Raw genomic sequence first — 21,881 nt, 5'->3', positions numbered from 1 at the left:
AATCCTCCATTTATTAATAAATCTTTCAATGAACAATATAATTCAAAATACAAATATTAGCAATATTTCTCATTAAAAAAAACATACTTTATTTTTTTATCAAATTTCTGACCCGCCTTACATACAGAACTTTCAAACTCTGGTCTGTTGACTGCATCCGGAAAATACTGCGGCTCAAAACATACCCCATCACGAGGTGCGTATATATGTCCGTGTTTTCCTTTTACATTTCCAATATAATTGCCTGTATACATCTGAATTCCCGGATAATCCGAGCTTATCTTCATAGCAATACCGGTTTTGTCTCCGTAAACTTCCACACATTCAGCCAGCTTCTGTGAATCAGGGTGGTCAATCACCCAGTTATGGTCGTAGCCTCCCGCAATCTTAATCTGCTCATATTCTGAATTAATATCATCACCTATTCTTTTTATTTTTCTAAAATCCATAGGTGTTTTCTCAACTGCACGAACTTCTCCTGTAGGAATTGCACCGGCTCTTAATGGTGTAAAAGAAACTGCATGTATAACGGTCTTATGATTAACAATACTTCCACTTCCCTCTCCATTAAGATTAAAATAACTGTGATTTGTCATATTAATTACTGTATCCATATCAGAAACCGCATTATACTCAATCTCAAATGAATTACTGCCTGTTATTCTGTATATAATATAAAACTTTGCATTTCCGGGAAATCCCTGGTCAAGATGCAGGCTCTCAATTTCAAATATAATTGAATCATCCCTGTATTCTGTTACATGCCACATTCTTTTTGAAAAAAGATGTGGCCCGCTATGCAGATTATTTTCCCCATCATTTTTTGCAAGTACATATTTAATATTATTTAAGGTAAATTGTGCATTGGAAATTCTGTTTGCATTTCTTCCGATATTAAACCCAAAACAGTCATTGTCATTTTCATAACCTGCAACATCATCATAACCAAGCGTTATGTCAACAAATTTGCCTGATTTATCCTTAACTTCCACACTCACAAGTGTTCCGCCAAAATCAGTGACACAAATCCTTAACATATCTGTCATTAAACTGTAAAGATGTGCTGTTTCCCCTGATGATAACTGTCCAAAATTTTTCACCATAAAATTGTACCTCCTCTATAAATCAATATTTATATTCACGTTAATTTTATTTAATTATATCCCGATTATTTTTTAAAAGCAAATCATGTTGGCATTTTTACACATATTAAATTCAATTATATACTTCAGTCCTAATAAACTATGAGAAACACGCTCCGCGGGTTTCTCAAGTTATCGCGGCACTCACCAAGGTCTCGTGCAAGCACGGACTTTGGCTCGTTACACGCGTAAATAAAAAGGACTGCCAAACCAATCACTTAGTGTGGCAGTCCTGCAAATAGGATGGAAGGTACTTTTATATGAATATTACCGGCTTCTTCTTATTAACCTATCAATCGCAATCAATAAGAAGCACAGCAACATCATTAACATTTGTTCCGGTCGGACCAGTTATAATAAGTCCGCCTGTTTCTTTTAACGCATTATATGCATCATTTTGTCTTAGAACATCAAATATATTAATGCCTTTCTTTCTGAGTTCTCCCGCAGTATCAGCATCAGCATATCCTCCAGCGGCATCTGTCGGACCATCAGTTCCGTCGCTTCCGATACTGAATATGGCAGCATTTTTAATACCATCAATTCCACTGGCTGCTGACAGTGCAATCTCCTGATTTCTTCCGCCTTTGCCATGTCCGGTGAGATTAACAACTGTCTCGCCACCGGCAATATAGGCTGTCTTTTTATTACCATGGCAATGTGTTTTTGCTATAGAGGCAAGAAAACTTCCTGCTTCCTTCGCCTGACAGCAAAGCTGGTCTGTAAGAATTACCGACTCAAAACCATGTTTTTCACATTCTTTTGCCGCTGCATTGCAAAGTTCTCTTACACTGCCATTAATCAATGTCGTAACATTATCTAGTTTTTTTGGTGTTTCAACCTCCATAAGCTTTTCAGCATCCGGTGAAAGCTTCAGGTTATATTTATTTACAATTTTTTTTGCATCCTCACATGTAGTAGAATCAGGACACGCCGGTCCGGAAGCAATCATATCAAGAGGATCTCCAAGTATGTCTGAAAGCACAATTGAATATACATGTGCCGGTTCGCATATTTTTGCAAATCTTCCGCCTTTTACCATAGATAAACGTTTTCTTATAGTATTTATCTCCACAATGTCTGCTCCACAGGAAAGAAGCTGGTTAGTTATGTCTGAGAGCTCATCACCTGAAATCTGTGGTTTTTCAAACAATGCACTTCCACCTCCTGAAAGGAGAAAAAGAACTGTATCATTACTTTTTAAATCAGAAACCATATCAAGGACTTTCTGTGTTGCCTTAAAGGAATTGTCATCAGGCACAGGATGTCCTGCTTCAAAACATGTCACATTTTCTATCTCACCTTTGACATGTCCATATTTTGTTATAACAATACCTTTATCTATTCTATCGCCCAAATATTCTGATGCAGCATTTGCCATCTGCCATGCTGCTTTTCCTACTGAAACAAGAATTACCCTGCCGGGAAATTCTTTATTCTCAAGTGCTCTTATTACTGCTTTATCCGGCAGAACAGCTTTTATTGCTGCATCTATTATATTATCTGCAACCTTTTTTAATTCATAATTCATATGTTTCCCCTTTCCGTCTGATTTTCTATTATATACCAGACTTTTCTGGTTTTTATCGAAATACAAATATTAAAGTTTGATATCTGCCAGTTTCTCATAATAATGAATTATTGCACTGTGGTCACTGCTTCCGTCTCCATTATTATGAAGATATTGCATTATCTCCTGAATCTGTGATGTCATTGGAACAACAGCACCAACACTGTGTGCACATTCCAAAGCATTATTCAAATCTTTGATGTGTAAATCAACCCTGAATCCCGGCTTTACATCATCATTAATCATCATAGGCACTTTTGCATTCATTACTGTAGAACCAGCAAGTCCGCCTTTTATTGCCTCAAAGACACACTCAGGATTAACACCGGCCTTTTTTGCCAGAATAAATGCTTCTGACACTGCCTGTATATTACCTGCTACAATTATCTGATTAGCAAGTTTAGTTGTATTTCCTGCTCCAAGCTCACCGCATCTGGTTACAGATGAACCCATTTTAAAAAGTATTTCTTTATATTTTTCAAATGTATTCTCATCTCCGCCAACCATAAATGCAACTGTTCCATCTATGGCTTTTGATTCTTAGCCATTGGTTTCCCCATTATTCCAAGTCCGATAAACCCAATAACCATATAAATCCTCCTGATTTTATATCATTTTAACAGCATTTTAATTATAAGAATAATGAAAGTATGAATATCTCAACCATAGATGCAATACCCATGATTAATGTACATACTGTCTGCGTCTTATATCCCTGTTCAGGTGTCATATCACCAAAGTTAGTAACAACCCAGAAATATGAATCGTTAGCATGTGATACTGTCATGGCACCGGCACCAATAGCCATTACACAAAGTACTGACTTTACAGGTGTTGCAAGTCCGAGTACAGGAAGAAGCGGAGCAAGTATACCTGCTGTTGTTGTAATAGCAACTGTTGATGAACCCTGTGCACTCTTTAATATTGCTGCAAGTATGAACGGGAAGAATATACCTACTGCCGAAAGCACTTCTGCATGCTGTGTTATGTAGCTTACCATTGATGTTGAAGAAATAACTTTACCAAGAACACCACCTGCTGCTGTTACAAAAAGAATAGGACCAACAGTTTTTAATGTCTCATTAGTAATGTTATAAAAATCACTCATCTTATGAGCAGTTGCAAGCTGGATTACTGCAAATATTGTACCAACTGCAAGGGCAATAATTGGCTTTCCTAAGAACTGGCAGGCGATATCAAGTGCTCCTGTCCAGCCGGCCATAGATGAAATTGAGCCAAGTGCCATAAGTATAATTGGAACAAGAATTGGAGCAAGTGCATTAAATCCATTAGGAAGTTTGCCATATTCTGCAACAAGTTCTTCATATGTTTTTGCTACTTCTGCATTATCGCCCATCTCGTCTGCACTCTTTACTTTCTTGCCGATAAACTTTGCATAGATAAGACCTGCAATAAGAGGGAATATCGAACATACAACACCAAGTCCCATTACAAGTAAAAGATTATCACCTACACCAAGGGTACTTGCTGCTGCAATCGGACCAGGTGTTGGTGGAATAAATACATGTGAAATATAAAGACCTGCTGACAAAGCAACTGTCATAGCTACACTTGATACTGCTGTTCTCTTTACAAGAGCTTTTCTAATTGGATTCAAAATAACAAAACCGCTATCACAGAAAACAGGGATTGAAACAACCCATCCCATAAGTTCAATAGCAAGTTCAGGTCTCTTCTTACCAACAACTTTAATTACCATATCGGCAAGCTTTAATGCTGCACCTGTCTTTTCGAGAACTGAACCGATAAGTGCACCAAGAATAATTACAATACCGATGCTGCTGAATGTTCCCGAAAATCCTGCTCCGATTACTGTTGGAATTCCGGAAATCTTCTTTCCGTCTGCCGTGACTGTATCAACAAATGGAATTCCTGCAATTATAGCAAGAATAAGTGATACAGCCATGATAGCAAGGAAAGGATGAACCTTAAACTTTGAAATTGCTACTATCATGACTATGATAGCTAAAATAAAGACAATAATTAATGCTATTCCTGACATAATAAACACCCCTTTTCGTTATTTTTTATACGATTTGTACAATAGCTCGTACTGTCTATGGTGCAATCATATCACGGAAGCAAATCTTTTCACATGTTACACGTAACATAATTATTCAAATTATTTTGTTTCATGTAACAAAGCATATGTTTCACTTTTTTCCATTTCTATATCCTGCATAATAAGATATGCCATATATAATGCCGGATTTTCGGATGGTTTTCTGACATCATATCCGGTCAGTTCCTTCAACTTGCCAATCCTGTACTGCAATGTATTCTTATGTATATAAAGACTATCAGACACCGCCTGAATAGAGCCCTGCTCTTTATAATAAGCCTTCAGGAGTGACATATATTCTTTTACTTCATCAACAGATGAATTCTTGAAAAGCTTGGTAATATATTCAAGCTTAATTTTGGCAGGAATACAGTTAACAAGCAGTTCCAGACTCATATCCTCATAGCAGATAATCTTTTCATGTTCATTTGCAGCTGCATTCCACGCCCTATGTGCCTGGATGTATGCCTCATGCATATCATCACTTTTCCCTGCAATCCCTATATTAAGATTCAGTTTCTGCTTTTCATATATGTAATCTGCAAGTTCATTTGAAAATTCAATTACCTTTTCTGTTGTCATATCATCTATAAGAATTATCTGTCTTGAGGCATTTCTGAAATGTGCCTTGTAACCATTTCTGTTAAGAAATGCTGCAACATTATTTTCAAATTTGGCAATTACAGACTGACCCTCCTGATTATCTTTATACTCATCAAGTTCATCGATACTTACAATAATAATTCTTCCCGGCTTGTCTATATCTATCCCAAGAGATTTTCCACGTTCTCTCAGATCATCAAAGTTTTTATATCCGTCATTTATAAGCCATTCTTCAAAAAAAGCATTTTTTACACGCTTATCCATGAGCTGATGATAACTGACACGGCGTTCCATAAGCAGAATTTCGGTCATCTTTTTTATCAGACGTCCGGCTGTTATTACCTCATCGTGACTTCCGGTAATTCCGACAACCCCAACGATTTCACCATCAAGTTCAAGCGGAAGGTTAATTCCCTGTTTCATTCCTCTTTCCTTATCATCTTTCTTAAGATAATATTCATCTAGACATTCCGTAATGATTTTGTATGCTCCATAGTGAAAATCACCTATTCTTGATTTATCACAACTTGCAATTATATGCCCCGTCTCATCCATAAGATTAATATTTTGTTTTACAAGCTGCGATATTTCATCAACTATCTGCATCGCAGCATTTTTCGATATATGCATTGTATTTCTCCATTCATATTTAAAATAATTGTAATTTTCGCTCTTTTAAATGTATTAATAATATACCACTCAAAACATAACATTTCAATATATTTATTTTAATTGAAACGTCAACACTTGATATTTTCTTTTGTAAATGCAATAATGGATTTGTTTTATGAACTGCCACACTACAACGGCAAAATCAGAATGGAGAATTAACTATGGCAAACAACCGATTAACAAGAAAACAGCGTGCAGCTGTAGTCAGACGACAAAAAATTACACTTGCCGCAGGCATTGCGGTTTTTATTTTAGTAATTATATTCGTACTCGCATTTAAGGGCTGTAACAGTAAGAAAAGGAATAACGACAAGACAGCCGGAACTACTACTGAGACTACTACTGATGACAATAAAACAGCAACAGAAAACAACAGTGAAAACAGCAGCGAAAACAGAAAATCTGAGGAATTTCAGGATGTTTCCACATCATCAGATAACAGCTCTGATTATTCAGGAAGCCAGTATGCTGATTCGCAGTCTGTTTCATCCAAAGGATTTTCAATCCAGACTATCAATGGAATAACATATGTTGATGGGGTGCTTATCGCCAATAAAACTTACTCTCTTCCAAGTGATTTTATTCCTCAGGACCCTGAGGTTCCTGTAACAAGCCAGCGAAGCACAACAAGTCTTGACAGAACACTTATGAGTGCATGGCGTACGATGCAGGCTGATGCTTCTTCACAGGGACTTAATATCTATATTGCAAGTGCTTACCGTTCATACAGTTATCAGGTAAATCTATATAATTCCTATGTAGCAAGAGATGGAAAAGCTGCCGCAGATACATATTCATCAAGACCCGGTAACTCAGAACATCAGACAGGGCTCTGTTTTGACCTCAATTCTATAGATGACAGCTTCGGCGATACCGCAGAGGGCAGATGGGTCAATGACAACTGTTATAAATACGGCTTCTGCATACGTTTTCCTAAGGGTAAGGACGCATACACAGGCTATCAGTATGAATCATGGCATTTAAGATATGTCGGTAAAGACCTCGCTGAAAAGCTTTACAACAATGGCAATTGGATTTCACTTGAAGAATATTTTGGAATCACAAGCGAATATCCGGATTAAGCAAAAATTTGAATATTGAGAAGTATATGAATAAAAAAGCCCCGCCGCAGCGGGGTTTTTTTATAGGAATTTATCAAGTTCAGTCTCAACACGCTTATTGATTTTAACCTTAGGATTTTCCATAATCGTTCCTCTTGAAACAACCATTTTTACATGGCGTAATGCTCTGAGGTCATCGAGTGGGTTTTCCTCGGTTACAATCATATCTGCACATTTATCTTTTTCGAGCGTACCGGTAATATCACCGATTCCCGCCATTTCGGCGGCTCTTGCGGTTGCCGTATACAGTGCAAACGCATTGGAAACGCCCGTATATTTGTGGAAATAATACAATTCTCTCCAGAAATCATACTGTGTAATCCACGGACATCCAACATCATTGCCAAGAACGACAGGTATATCATTTTCAAGTGCCGCTTTCGCACATGCAATTATTCCCTCAAACACAACATTTCCGTTAAACTGTTCAACTTCAGTTGCGTTAGTAATTGAACGATCAAACAATGCATACGGAAGTGCAGGTGAAATTGTTGTACAAAGAAATGCCTTTCTTTCCTTGAATAACTTAATTGTATCATCATCAATTTTTGCACCGTGTTCAATTGAGTCAACTCCATTTTCAAGTGCAACACGCACCCCCTGCGGAGATTCAACATGTGCAGCAACGACATAGCCATTTTCATGTGCCTTGTCACAGACTGCCTTTACCATTTCAGGAGACATTTTTAATTCACCCGGAACACCTTTTTCTTTTGCGTCCATTACGCCGCCTGTAATCATAAGTTTTATCAAATCAACCTTTTCTTTTTCCGATTGCTCCAGATGTTTTAAGGCTGTATCTATACTGTCCGCCGCAACAGCAACAGAGCCAGCCATATGTCCGCCAGGCACAGAAATCCCTTCATTAGCGGCAAGTATTCTAGGTCCCATCTTTGTTCCTGCATTAATCTCATCTCTTAATTTTGTATCAAAACTTCCAAGTCCGCCAACCGTTCTTATTGTTGTCACGCCGCTCATAAGCTCTGTTTTTGCAAATCCGGCAACCATACCATATGCAATTGAACGCATAAGTGCATTTCCCATAAGTATTTTTACAAGCTTCTCATTATCACGCTGTTTTTTCTGCGGCTTACCATTACCTGCAAGATGAACATGCATATTTATAAGACCGGGCATAATATATCTGCCTTTTAAATCAACTTTTTCATATCCATTCAAATCCGTGCCTGCATTGACAATATCCTCAATTTTATCATTGTCCGTAAGTATGACGAAGCCCTCTTTTACCTGCATATCTTTGGTTCCGTCAAGTATTTTTCCGTTAATATAAGCATATTTCATATTTTTATACCCCGTGTTTTTGAAATGTTTATTTAATACCAATTAAGCAAAATCTTACGCACTGATTGACTTTCCTGTGTAAAGCTGATAATATCTGCCTTTTTCTTCCATAAGCTGGTCATGTGTACCACGCTCAATAATTCTTCCCTGTTCCATAACCATAATACAGTCTGCATTCCGTACCGTAGAAAGACGATGAGCGATAACAAATGAAGTTCTTCCTGTCATAAGTGCATCCATACCACGCTGTACAAGTTTTTCTGTACGTGTATCAATAGAAGAAGTCGCCTCATCAAGAATAAGAACAGGAGGATCTGCAACTGCTGCTCTCGCTATTGCAAGAAGCTGACGCTGTCCCTGACTAAGGTTCGCACCACCGCCGGTAAGCACTGTGTTATAACCATCAGGAAGTCTTTTTATAAATCCGTCAGCATTAGCAAGCTTTGCGGCAGCCATACATTCTTCATCAGCTGCATTAAGTCTTCCATATCTGATATTGTCCATAATCGTGCCTGTAAAAAGGTTGGTATCCTGTAAAACAATGCCCAGGCTTCGGCGTAAATCGTCTTTTTTAATATGATTAATATTAATTCCATCATAACGGATTTTACCATCCTGTATATCATAAAACCTGTTAATAAGGTTGGTAATTGTTGTCTTTCCGGCACCGGTAGAACCTACAAACGCAAGCTTCTGACCAGGTTTTGCGAACATTTTTATATCGTGAAGCACGATTTTGTCAGGATTATATCCAAAATCAACTCCATCAAATGTAACATCACCCTGAAGTCTTGTATACATTTCATCTTTGTTTGCAGCATTTGGTTTTTTCCATGCCCACATCTCTGTCTGTTCTTCAGTTTCATGAATTTCACCATTTGAATCATAACATATATTTACAAGTTCAACATCACCTTCATCTGTCTCCGGTACTTCATCACAAAGATCAAATACCCTGCCAGCACCTGCCATAGCCATTACAATGCTGCTTATCTGCTGGCTTATCTGTGTTACAGGCTGTGTGAAACTCTTGTTTAATGAAAGAAATGCTACAAGTGTACCAATAGTAAGTCCGGAAAACCCGCTTAATGCAAGCACACCACCTACAAGTGCACACAAAACATAACTTATATTTCCTATATTTCCATTGATAGGCATTGTAATATTTGCAATCCTATTAGCATTATTGGCACTTTCTCTTAACTTGTTATTAATCTGCTTAAACTGTTCAAGACTTTCCTGCTCATGACAGAATACCTTAACAACCTTCTGTCCTTCCATCATTTCCTCAATATAAGCATTTACCTTACCGATATCTTTCTGCTGTTCAACGAAATATCTGCCGGATGCAGCGGAAAGCTTTGATGTCACAAAAAGCATAATTGCAACCATAATAGCAGATACAATTGTAAGTGGTATATCAAGAACTATCATACTTACAAATGTTGATACAAGTGTTATAAGTGAATTAAGAACCTGTGGAATACTCTGGCTTATAAGCTGTCTTAATGTATCAATATCATTTGTATATACCGACATGATATCTCCATGTGCATGTGTATCAAAATATCTGATTGGAAGTGATTCCATGTTAGTAAACATCTCTGTACGGAGCTTTTTCATAGTACCCTGACCGACATTTACCATAATTCTGTTATATCCGTAGGAACATAAAACACCCACTGCAAATATTGCTACAAGTTTTAAAAGAGCCTGTGCAAGCGGTGAATAATCAGGAACTGCCATCTGGGTAAGAGGCACAATGTAATTATCAATAAGTTTCTGTATAAACAGAGTTCCACACAATGTTGTAAGTGCTGAAACCAATATGCAAACAACCACCATGAAACATGCCAATTTATAATTTTTTACTATATAAGAAAGAAGTCTTTTTAATAATAAAAGCGGATTCTTCTCTTTGTTCTCATTTTTATTTTTCATGTCTTCCTCCTATTCTCACTATTCTGCCGATTCGTCGAAATCGCCGCCGCCCTGCATCTGAACTTCACAGATTTCGCGGTAAACTTTGTTATTTTCCATAAGATTCTTATGTGTATCAAAGCCACTGACTTTTCCATCTTCAAGAACAATAATTCTATCGGCATCCTGAATACTTGAAATTCTCTGCGAAACTATAATCTTTGTTGTTCCCGGAATTTTCTGGGCAAATGCCTGTTTGATTTTTGCGTCTGTTGCAGTATCTACAGCACTTGTCGAATCATCAAGAATAAGAACCTTTGGTTTTTTAAGCAATGCTCTCGCAATACAGAGTCTCTGTCTCTGACCACCTGAAACATTAGTACCGCCCTGTTCTATCCATGTATCATACTTCTTAGGCATTCTCTCGATAAATTCATCAGCACATGCCTGTTTACATGCCTCAACACAATCTTCATATGAAGCATTGTCATCACCCCATCTGAGATTGTCAAGTATTGTTCCTGAAAACAGGACATTTTTCTGTAATACTACAGCCACCTGATTACGGAGTGCATCCATATCATAAGTTCTTACATCTTTTCCGCCAACACATACAGAACCTTCAGTAACATCATAAAGACGGCTTATAAGGCTCACAAAACTTGATTTTCCACATCCTGTACCACCAATAATACCAATTGTCTCACCTGCATTAATATGAATATCAATATCATGTAAAGTATCCTCTGTACTGTTTTTTCTGTATGAAAAATTAACATGATTAAAATCGATTCTTCCGTCTTCCACTTCTTCATAAGGTTTTTCCGGATTGGCAAGGTCCGCTTTTTCATTAAGAACTTCTGAAATACGCCTTGCACTTGCCGCACTCATTGAAACCATTACAAATATCATTGAAAGCATCATAAGTGCCATAAGCATGCTCATTACGTAACTGAACATTGATGTAAGATTACCAGTTGTAATTGAACCCGACACAATAAAATGTGAAGCAAACCATGACAATGCAACAATACATCCATATACAACAAGCATCATAGTCGGATTGTTAAATGCAAGAAATGACTCGGCTTTAACAAATGTTTTATAAAGATTATCTGCCGCTTTATTAAACTTTTTATTTTCATGCTCCTCACGTACAAATGCCTTAACAACACGAATTCCTGAAATATTCTCCTGAACACTCGCATTGAGTTCATCATATTTTTCAAAACCTGATGTAAAAATCGGTGTTACTTTATATATAATAAAGAAAAGTACAAATCCTAAAAATATAAGTGCAACAAGAAATATAATACTTAATCTCGGACTTATTATTACACACATTGTAATACTGCAAATCATCATGAGAGGTGCTCTCACAGCAATCCTTATTATCATCTGATAAGCATTCTGTACATTAGTTACATCAGTTGTCATACGTGTTACAAGACCTGCTGTACTGAATTTATCAATATTAGAAAATGAAAATGTCTGTATATTTTCATACATTTTCTCTCTCAGATTACACGCAAATCCTGTTGATGCTGCCGCCGCATACCTTCCTGCCTGTATACCACAAAAAAGGCTCAAAAATGCTATAATAAGCATTATTCCACCATAAATACCAACCTTTCTCATATCTCCGGCCTGTATTCCTTTATCAATTATTGAGGCTGTTATAAATGGAATAAGAATTTCCAAAAAAACTTCAACTGCAGTAAATATTGGCGTTATAATTGATTCTTTTTTATATTTGCCAATACATTTTGCTAATGTTTTTATCATATTTTTATCATTCTCCCTTCGATTAAATTCACCTTATAAGTCTACAGTCAGCATGACTTGATACTGTCATATACTTTCTGCAAAAGATTTCTAAGCTGTCTTTTTTCATCATCATTAAGTGCCTTTAAAAGTTCCCTCTCATTTTCATCCATTGAAGCTCTTGCCGTCTTGCATATCTCCTCACCTTTTGCCGTGAGCTTTACATGTTTGATTCTTTTATCATTTGAATCATAAAACCCCTCTATCATCCCCTTTTTTTCTAGACGTACAGCAATTCCTGCCATCGTTGCCTGTTTAACTTCAAAATGCTTTTCAAGTTCTTTTAGCGTTATCGTCTCATCGGGTGCCTCGCTGATAGTGGCGAGAACCTTAATCTGCGAAAGGGTAACATCATCGCACATCAACGTATTATTAGCCTTTCTTCCAAGTGCATCGTTAAGTCTCTTTATGAGTTCACCGCAATGCAATGTTTCTCCAAACATATGCTCATTCCTTTTCATAAAATTTGATAAATAGTTTCTTTTAGATGTTCTAATATATTACAAAAATAACAGCACGCTGTCAATAGCGTGCTGTTGATTTATAGTTTTTTAATATTTACTGACTTACTTCTAATAATTTTCCGCTTTTTCTTTGACTTTTACCGGATTTACTACGTCAAGGCAGTTATCATATACCCACTCTGCCAGTTCATCTGCATTATTACTTTCATAATCCGAAACAAACATCTGTTTAAATGCACCATCCAAGTGAACCGGAACTTTAAATCTTTGTATTCCTTTAAAAGTTTTGTTACCATTCAAAATAACATACTCCTAAAATGATTATACAGTCACTTAATGATGCAGCCGGGTTTTGTTACCATTCAAAATAACATACTCCTAAAATACAGCTACACGGATGAAATGATAACCGAAGGTTTTGTTACCATTCAAAATAACATACTCCTAAAATCAAATAGATGAATTATCTAAATATTATTTAGTTTTGTTACCATTCAAAATAACATACTCCTAAAATGGATTTTGAGGAGCATAGAAAACATGCTCTGTTTTGTTACCATTCAAAATAACATACTCCTAAAATGTCAAATTCGTATATTATAACATTATACAAGGAGTTTTTGGGACTATAGCAACTAATCTCTACTCTGAATGTCAACTATTATTTAGTCATTATACATCATAAGTTCATCATAATCACTATCTAAAAACAGAATTTTTTCATTTTTAACACATTCTTTCTCATCTCCTGTTTCTAACAAAAGAACCATTACTTTTTTATACATGATATATTTATAAACCTCTTCCAATTCTTTTTGCGATAAATAAAGTTTTAAATTAGTAAAAACAACTAATTTTGCTATTCCAAAATATTCAACAACATCAATTATCATCAATACAATATCTATGATTTTAGAATCTCTGTCACTCATTGCAATTTTTAAACCTAGAAGTTTAAGATATTCCTGCACTCCGATACTGTCTTTGTATTCAAATTCGAACGGTAAATCTTCCCATACATCCATAGCATTTATCTGCAAACTTTGAAAATGTGTCTGAAAATCACTCAATCTTTCATACTCTTGCTGATATATTTTTTCTATTTTCTGAAACAAAGCACTTTGTATTTTCTTTTGATTAAAATCAAAATTCCATATATCAGTAACAAGCATAATATCTTTGGAAGCTTTCATTATTTTTTCATCCTCATCGATAAAAATAATTTTTTCGTTTAGCTCCTCAACTCCGTTTATAAAACTGTTAATGCTTCCTATTATTCTTGCAAACAATGTACCGTTTTGTATATGAAGCACACTTATATAATTTTCAGAAAAAACAATATCATTTTCAAATGAAGGTATTCTCATTATCATATTACAATCAGTCGCTCCTCTCCATCTATAACACAGTTCTGTTCTTCACCAGATATGTATTCTATTCCGCTAAATTGCTTTTCAGTTATAATAAGCATTTCAATTAAGCCTTCAGGCGGTTTGTTCTTTCTAACTTTCTTTCTTATCAGTTCGGCTACTGTTCCATTAAGTGCAAGTTTTGTATACACAGATTCCTGCATCATAATAAATCCTTCCTGTATCAGAAACTTGTGAAATTTTCTATACTCGGCACGATTCTTTTCTGTAATTGTGGGCAAATCAAAAAGTACCATAACTCTCATAAATCTTAAACTCATGCAAATTCATATAATATTGATGTATCAAAACTTTCATGTTCAATAGCATCAAATATCTTATCAAGATAAATCTGAATTGCATTTGTAAGATAGTATTCACGCCCACAATACATAACTTTACTATTAAGAACATCAACCAACAACAGTTTAAAATCTTTATCAAATGTTTTTTCTATATTATTATATACAATTTCATCAACAAGAACACGAAAAGGCTCCATTAAATCACACGTCAGATTAAAAGGATTGTATTCATTAATATGCTTTATTCCAAGCTGCGTAAGATAACCATCCGCAACTATTTCTTTATTAAAATTGGAAAGTAAAATCCCATACCCATAATTTAATGCCGCATTTACGGAGCTCATATCATCTCTTGAAAATCCCTTTCCGAACAGACTGTTAAAATATACTTTTGCAGCATGCCCTTCACGGTTTGTCGAATCAAAAAATTCCATTTCTCGTACATATCCTGATAACTTTTCGTAAGAATCGAATTTATATTTTTTCAAAAGATTTGCCTGATTTAATATCTTTTGACAAACAATCTGTGTCCATACCCCCTGTGCATATTCTTCATTCCATGCAATCTGTTTTTTAATTTTTTTACTTGAATTATAAGCACCATAATATGGAACTAATTCGCTATTTGGATTTCTCTTTTCATCGCAAAAAATCACCTTAATTTTTCTTTTTACAAATTCACACAACAAATATGATGTCAATGACACCTGAGTGGAATCAATAATCACCGTATTAATTTCACTCAGATGTATCATTTTAACCTCATCACCCCGAACAATCATAAAATCATTTTTATAACTCAACTTAACATGACTTTGTATTACCACCGTTCTCCAACTCAAAGCATGTTCTCCTTTCGTAAATTCCTGTCACTGACTTGTCAACTATTATTATTTTATCCTTAAAAGGAAGGCTTCTTTTCCTTCCGAGCCCATCGCTTATGCCGGCAATATTGAATTTTGATACAGCCGGACGGCTACTGTTAGCCTGTACTATTTTATATATTTCGTTAAAGTAATCTATTTTTTTATCTATATCCAGCTTTGATGTATTTGCTCCTATAACTTTATCTATATCCTTGATATAGCCTTTAAACTCGTTATGTATCTTATTCTGTAGCAGCTTAAAGAACTCATCTATTTCTTTTTCAAGTTCATCAGTTCTTATATAGTGCCAGTTTTCGCTATTAATATATGAATATAATCTGTTAAATTTCTGATACCTGCTTCCAAGAACAAATTGTTTTGCATTAGCAACTTCTGTAGGTCCAACAAGAAAATATCTATTACCTTCTTCATCCATAAGTTCTTGATATTTGCAAATTTTACCTCTTAATATTTCTACGGTATCATTTTTTAATTTATCACATACATATTGTTTTAAATTGATATTTCCTTTATTAATCTCATACGAAATATATGTAGGAATACCGACAAACTCCATTTTCCACTGCTTTTCTTCTGTTTTCTTTTTCTTTTTAACAGTATAATATTTTACAAGAACAAAATATGCACATTCGCCACCCTGGTATCCGCCATATTTTTCTACCGAAAGTTCTTTAAGTCCCTCTTTTCCTCTTAGATTATTTCCACTCTTTAATGGAATAAGTTTAGTTTCTTTCTTATTTCCATCCAATTTCTCTTTTGGATATCTTGTCTGATTATAAAAACTACCGGTATTTTCTTCTGTTTTTTTAGAAATCATTACATCTCTGTAACAAAAGATTTTTCTCATATACTCAATAATTTCTTCACCGTTCCACCCTGCTTTTTCATAATTCTTTGTAAATCTGCTAAGCATTGAAATATATATTTCCTTTTTTGATTTGGTATTATATTTCTTTTGTTCTTCATAATACTTTTCAAATTCTCGTCTGTACTTTTTGAAATTCAATTCATTTTTCCATCCCGGATATACTTTCTGTATATAAAGACCTATTATGCACGCAAGATACGCATCATGTGCATGATGATAATCATTTAATCCTCGATTCTTAAAAAACATTGCATTTTCTGTATTCTCAATCCAAAATCCATCATCATCCTTTTTTTCTTGCGTAAATTTGTTGCGTATATATGAACTTAATTGTGCTTTTACCTCTATTACTTCAATCTTATCATCATAATAATCACTTATTAAATTTGCCACATTTTTTACAATCTGTCTTGTCTCTACAAGCTGTCTGTTAATAAATCCTTTAGAAAATACTTCATCAAGTGATTTATTAAGATTATTATATTTTTTCCCAGATATTAGTCCTGCTTTATATAACATCTCCCAATAATTTTGCATTTCCTTATAATCAGCTTTATTTCCAAATGCGTCTGAAACAATCCTATTTCCTTTGTTCTGATTTTCAATCTTTTTAACTAGAACTTTGTTATCCATACTGTCATCTTGACTGATTGAATAAGGTATAATATGGTCTACATCATACTGATTGAGATTATCAAGACTTAATTGATTACTTGCACTTGGAGCAGAATACAAACTCTTACCGTTCTGTGAGAAATATAATCTTACCTTTTCTTCATCAAGTCTTTTCTCATTATCTTTTAATTCTTGCTTAATATCATTATTATAATAATTTTTAAATTCCTGTTTTAACTTACCTATAGCTTTATCTATCTTATCCTTTACCTTTTTAGTCTCTACTTTTTCCCCCTCTTCCCTTGCAAATTCAATAAATATCTGTTCAGGTTTTCTGCCCATATATTCTATTATTTCTTCAATAACTTTCATACATTGCTTTATTCCGCGTTTGTTTGCAGGCGACGTATGCAATTTATCAATAATATCCGGCAAATCATCTTCACCATTGTACCTTAATCTGTTTTCCTCAATAACAGTTTTTATTTTTTCATCCTTATTTATAATCTGAATCAGATTAGGAAGTTCTTTCCACCTTGGATCGCCTTCTTCAAGCATTTCTATAATTGTATGTCCTGTATCACCTTTAATTCCTGTAAGGAATTTTTTAGATAACTGTCCCCATCCTGTATATTTAATTTTCACTATTCTCTTTAACTGAGAATCATTTATTCTTTCTCTGTAATTCTGCTCAATCTTTCTTTTGATGATTTTTTTGTCATCAAATATTGTAAGCCAGTAGATAATCTGTTCAATCATATCTATATTAGACATATTTATTTCACCGAATATCTTTTTAAATGTTATATAACTGCTCATAGAGCTTGCAAAATTATCTCCACCCTGATATCCCCTTATAACCCTGTTATCAATATCACTATATGTACCAGATTTTTTTAAATGTTCTATTAAATTTTTTTCCGATACAGAAACTTTCTTCAAAAAAAGATTCTGTATTATATCATCTCTCATTTCTTTTCCTAACTTTATCTTATCAATATTTATTTGAGAAAGTTCCGTCAAAACCTCATACCACTGATAAATTATCGAATGTTTCGGAAGTACCTTTTCACACGGCAAATAGGTACAATAATTAGTCATTCTTGTTATAAATTTTTCTGCTGTTTTATCAACATCAACAACCTCTTCTACATTCCATGGGTATACTGATATATTTTCCATTCCGGCTTTTTTACTCATCCATGCAAACCTGCTACCGGAATTTAGCGGTCCCACAAAATACGGTATCTTTGAAGTAAGCATTTTCAAAATTAACTCTTTATTGTCATTTAATTCAGGATAAAATCTCCCCTGAACATCCAATATTTTTTCCATTTCCATTTCGTTCAACTGGTATGGTATAACTGAATTACTTACATCATTTATCTTTTCTAAATATGAATCATTTTCCATTTCAGCACATATTCTTATATATCTTTCATCATCTTTTGCAACATCACCTAATAGTGCCTTAATACATTTATACAAATTTTCTCTTGCCTTTGATTGCGTATCACCGCATCGTTTCATTCCCTTAATATAATTGGCATAATTAGGCACATACTCTCCTTTTTTAATCTTTCCAAAACTTTTTAAAAATGCCGGACTCATTTTACCGTCTTTTTGTTCTGCTTTTAATTCTTTATGAAAGAATTCACTATATTCTTTCTGTGTTTTATAATCTCTGAATAATTCTTTTAGTTCTTTCAATTCTGCATGATGTTTTTCGTATTTTGCGACCATTGCTTCTGATAAATAATTTACACGATTTTTGTCACTTCCCTGCATAATCTGTTTTATCACATACCAGCTATACAATCTTTTCAAGTTTTCTATAACAGAAAATTTTTCACCAAGTTCATCTGATAATTTTTGTTCTTCCTCTTCATAATCTGCTGATGCAAAACTAACACTCATCTCTTTACCATTTTCATCACACAAATTCTTATCATTCATAATTGCTGCAACATTGAATTTATATCCTATAATCGCATTTGCTACTGCTCCCGCATACTTTTTATTTAATCCAAGTTTTTTTAATATTTCTGATACTTCATCATTTTTTTCTTTTTTAGATTTTTTTTCTTTTAATTTTTTTTCAATTTCCTCACAAGAAATCTCATCATAATTACACTCTATCTCTAAATATTCCTTTAATGAAGTTACAAACTGTTCATAAATGATTTTAAAATCATCAAGTTCCGTAAATTTTTGGCCTTCATATAAGAAGTTTCCTCTATACTTGAGCATGTGATGCAATGCAAGATATATAAATCTTGCATCAGCTTTTTCTGTTGTCTCTAATAAATGTTTTCTTAAATGATATATAGTTTGATATTTCTTGTAATATTCTTTATCTGTATAATCCTTGTCTGCAAATAATATATAATCAGATTTTGCCTTATCACTTTTATCCTCTTTCCACAAAAATGATTCATCCAATCTTGCAAAGAAATTTTCATCAACTTTGCATACCATATCTGACATTATTTTTCTTAACTCTAAAATTCGTGTATGTGTTCTTGAATATCTTCGTCTAGCACTTCTGTTTATACGGCATCCTTTTGCAGTCTCACCTGACTTGAATGTCCGTACTCCCCATAAACTGTTCCTTTTATTATTTCCGGTATCACCTTTTCGGTTAATTTTAAACAATTTCCCATTTTCATCTATAACACAATACCCCACACTTGCCGTTCCAACGTCAAGACCTAAACAATAATTAGCACTGCACTTTCTGTTAAAACTCATTAATTTTACCTCCACATTAATACTAATCTACATTTAATAAAAATGAACGCATTATCTCTTTTTGATAATAATCAATTTCGCATCCACATATTTCACTTTCTTTTACTAATTCGTTTAAAAATGTTTCTATATCCATATTACTCATAGTAAATGCTTTTTTAATTGTTTCTTTAATCCTGTCCTGTTGCTTTATTTGAGACGGTATATCATCAATTTTAACCAACAAATATTTTCCAAAGTCATTATAATACAAAATATTTGTATCATTTATTTTTTTCAAAACAGCATCAATGTTAATATTTGAAAGTAATAAAGTTCTTAATTCAATTAATAAATTTTGAGGAATTTCCTTTTCTCTATTAAAAAAATTATATCTAACATTATATATCCATTGCTTAATGTTATTATTTTCTAACAATTCATTATGTTTCGAAATTTCATTTATTAATTTTATAATTTCGTGTTCATATTTTTTATAATCTTCCAATTTATATAAAGAGTACATGGGAATCTCATTATTAATAACACATATTTTCATTGTCCATATACAAAACATATCTAAGGTGCTTTCATTTCTACTCTTAGCAAATATCATTTTTTCATTTTTTTCATACATATATTCAATGAATCTATTATATATATTATCATCTATTCTATGACCAATATTTGAATCTTTTAGTTGTTTTATAATATTATTTTTGTCTTTAAAATCACCATGGTGTCTCCATAATATTTTCAAAATATTTATGTCTAAATACATTTGATTATACCTATTTTTATAAAGGGAATAATATAACATTATATATGCAAATAAATATGTACAGTTCAACTCACTTAAATAATTAACATCTTTAATTATATTAATCTTATTATATTGAAGTAAATTATTTCCAATTATTTTAGCACAATAATAATTAACTTTTTCTTGTCCTATAATATCACCAAACACATCTAAAAAAGATTTTTCTTGTCTTCTTCCATTGAATATATTATTTATTTCGTATCTTACCAATTCATATATACACCGATTATAATATTGTTGATAAAGTTTATTGCTATTATTAATATTCCTAAATAAACGTTTTATTATATATTTTTTTATATTATCATCAGAATTTATATAAATATTGTATAAAAAATTTTTCCATTCACTAACATCAAGTATATTTTCATTATTATATTCATTAAAATAATTATCATCTTGTATGTATTTGTAATCATCTATTTCTGCATATTTTAAATTTAGGTCAATCAAAGAAATGTAAATATTATAAATACAAATTAAAATTTTTTTACTTTCCAAAATACGTTTATTATTTAAAATTTCATTCAGCAAGTATATTTCTTTATTACTATCTATAATCCAATCTCTTCTATCTTTTTTTATTACTCTATACGTATATTTATAAAACAATGTACTTCCATTCTTTTTATTATCAACATAGTTATCTAACATCGTTTTTATCACATCATAATAAATTTCAATCGTATCATTGTTATCTTCTTTTATATATATAAATAAACATTCAAATTTTCGAATCAATAACTCAATATTCTCCATATATATCTTATCTTTTATTGAGTTTTTAAATCTCAAATTATCAATATCTTTTTTTAAGCATATATTTTGATTTATATTTGAAAAATTTTTTATTGTTAAAGTACAACTTATAAATTCTTTTAGCATAATTGTAAACACAATAAAATACAAAACCGAAATGGTATACCAAATGGAATTCAACATATAATATATACATTTATCTATTTTATTACCCAGTAAAACCGAAACTGGTTTATATAATATTTCCAAAATAAAAAGAAAAGAAAAAATTCTTTTTGAGATAAATTTATCAAAAACTACCACTTTCTTTTTCACGTAATATTCAACTACATTAACTCCTAAATATTTTTTTACTAATTCGTTATTACCATTATACGAAACAACAAATTGATAAAATGTTACTAAAATACCATAAATAGTTATCTGTCCAATAATAACTGTAAAATATGTAGATTTATCAATCTCAATACAATTAGTCTGAAAATATTTTCCAAGTTCTAAGATATTTTGTTTTAAAAATTCCATTCTCATTCCTTCCTATGTTTTATATGACTAAAATTTAATTTATAATATTACATTTTTATATTCTATATATTATTCTATCAAACATATATTGTCAATATTTTTACCCATATAAAATGACATTATTTTTTATATCGATTTGACATTTCAGTTTGAATCATGTATATTCTCTTTTAAGTTATTGTTTGACATTTGTCATTTTATAATTTTAGGAATTATGTTATTTACTATTGACATTTATAATAATAAATATTATTATACT

Annotated in this window: 16 protein-coding genes and 1 CRISPR repeat array; of the genes, 1 reads left to right on the top strand and 15 read right to left on the bottom strand. The window is 33.0% G+C overall.

The features are described from left to right. Positions 1-56 precede the first annotated feature (56 nt). The 6 genes from WMO38_RS04445 to WMO38_RS04425 form a co-directional block, all read right to left on the bottom strand. Positions 57-1,103 carry an aldose epimerase family protein gene (locus WMO38_RS04445; protein ID WP_349161674.1) on the bottom strand — a complete coding sequence of 349 codons (1,047 nt, stop codon included), beginning with the start codon at positions 1,101-1,103 and terminating at the stop codon, positions 57-59. A 331-nt stretch (positions 1,104-1,434) separates the two neighbouring features. Continuing rightward, a complete protein-coding gene (locus WMO38_RS04440) occupies positions 1,435-2,673 on the bottom strand; it encodes a glycerate kinase type-2 family protein (protein WP_349161673.1) in 1,239 nt (412 codons plus the stop codon). A 69-nt stretch (positions 2,674-2,742) separates the two neighbouring features. Continuing rightward, complete coding sequence (locus WMO38_RS04435; protein WP_349161671.1) at positions 2,743-3,219, bottom strand: NAD-binding protein; 477 nt, start codon at positions 3,217-3,219, stop codon at positions 2,743-2,745. A gap of 17 nt (positions 3,220-3,236) precedes the next feature. After that, positions 3,237-3,302, bottom strand: coding sequence for an NAD(P)-binding domain-containing protein (locus WMO38_RS15205; RefSeq protein ID WP_353964011.1), 66 nt, complete (start codon positions 3,300-3,302; stop codon positions 3,237-3,239). Positions 3,303-3,343: 41 nt separating this feature from the next. Then, positions 3,344-4,735, bottom strand: a complete 1,392-nt coding sequence (locus tag WMO38_RS04430; protein ID WP_349161670.1) for a GntP family permease — start codon at positions 4,733-4,735, stop codon at positions 3,344-3,346. 120 nt (positions 4,736-4,855) lie between these two features. Next, positions 4,856-6,028 carry a CdaR family transcriptional regulator gene (locus tag WMO38_RS04425; protein WP_349161669.1) on the bottom strand — a complete coding sequence of 391 codons (1,173 nt, stop codon included), beginning with the start codon at positions 6,026-6,028 and terminating at the stop codon, positions 4,856-4,858. A 203-nt stretch (positions 6,029-6,231) separates the two neighbouring features. Between WMO38_RS04425 and WMO38_RS04420 the strand changes: the two genes are divergently transcribed. Continuing rightward, positions 6,232-7,152, top strand: a complete 921-nt coding sequence (locus WMO38_RS04420; RefSeq protein ID WP_349161668.1) for a M15 family metallopeptidase — start codon at positions 6,232-6,234, stop codon at positions 7,150-7,152. Between the two features lie 60 nt (positions 7,153-7,212). On the opposite strand, the gene WMO38_RS04415 is transcribed toward WMO38_RS04420, so the two are convergent. From WMO38_RS04415 to WMO38_RS04375, 9 genes are all read right to left on the bottom strand, one after another. Then, positions 7,213-8,493 (bottom strand): amidohydrolase family protein, encoded by a 1,281-nt coding sequence (locus WMO38_RS04415; protein WP_349161666.1) that lies wholly within the window; start codon positions 8,491-8,493, stop codon positions 7,213-7,215. Between the two features lie 54 nt (positions 8,494-8,547). Next, positions 8,548-10,434 (bottom strand): ABC transporter ATP-binding protein, encoded by a 1,887-nt coding sequence (locus tag WMO38_RS04410; RefSeq protein WP_349161664.1) that lies wholly within the window; start codon positions 10,432-10,434, stop codon positions 8,548-8,550. Positions 10,435-10,452: 18 nt separating this feature from the next. Further along, positions 10,453-12,198, bottom strand: a complete 1,746-nt coding sequence (locus tag WMO38_RS04405) for an ABC transporter ATP-binding protein (RefSeq protein ID WP_349161663.1) — start codon at positions 12,196-12,198, stop codon at positions 10,453-10,455. Between the two features lie 47 nt (positions 12,199-12,245). After that, positions 12,246-12,680, bottom strand: a complete 435-nt coding sequence (locus WMO38_RS04400) for a MarR family winged helix-turn-helix transcriptional regulator (protein ID WP_349161662.1) — start codon at positions 12,678-12,680, stop codon at positions 12,246-12,248. Between the two features lie 304 nt (positions 12,681-12,984). Next, a CRISPR array of direct repeats spans positions 12,985-13,284; the repeat unit is 36 nt; unit sequence GTTTTGTTACCATTCAAAATAACATACTCCTAAAAT. 82 nt (positions 13,285-13,366) lie between these two features. Further along, on the bottom strand, positions 13,367-14,074 hold the full coding sequence (gene csn2 / locus WMO38_RS04395) for a type II-A CRISPR-associated protein Csn2 (RefSeq protein WP_349161660.1): 708 nt from the start codon (positions 14,072-14,074) through the stop codon (positions 13,367-13,369). Beyond that, complete coding sequence (gene cas2, locus WMO38_RS04390) at positions 14,071-14,376, bottom strand: CRISPR-associated endonuclease Cas2 (protein WP_186836667.1); 306 nt, start codon at positions 14,374-14,376, stop codon at positions 14,071-14,073. Before cas2 ends, csn2 begins: the two co-directional genes overlap by 4 nt. Before the next feature lie 11 nt (positions 14,377-14,387). Then, complete coding sequence (cas1, locus tag WMO38_RS04385; protein WP_349161775.1) at positions 14,388-15,197, bottom strand: type II CRISPR-associated endonuclease Cas1; 810 nt, start codon at positions 15,195-15,197, stop codon at positions 14,388-14,390. A gap of 22 nt (positions 15,198-15,219) precedes the next feature. Beyond that, entirely contained in the window at positions 15,220-19,536 is a 4,317-nt protein-coding gene (gene cas9, locus WMO38_RS04380; RefSeq protein WP_349161658.1) for a type II CRISPR RNA-guided endonuclease Cas9, read from the bottom strand. A gap of 22 nt (positions 19,537-19,558) precedes the next feature. Then, positions 19,559-21,622 carry a hypothetical protein gene (locus tag WMO38_RS04375; protein ID WP_349161657.1) on the bottom strand — a complete coding sequence of 688 codons (2,064 nt, stop codon included), beginning with the start codon at positions 21,620-21,622 and terminating at the stop codon, positions 19,559-19,561. Positions 21,623-21,881: the final 259 nt, after the last annotated feature.

The organism is Lachnospira hominis (ex Hitch et al. 2025) (assembly GCF_040096395.1).
In the GTDB taxonomy this organism is placed as follows: Bacteria; Bacillota; Clostridia; order Lachnospirales; family Lachnospiraceae; genus Lachnospira; species Lachnospira hominis.
Note: the sequence above shows the minus strand (reverse complement) of the source record. Positions and strands in the feature narration are given on the sequence as shown.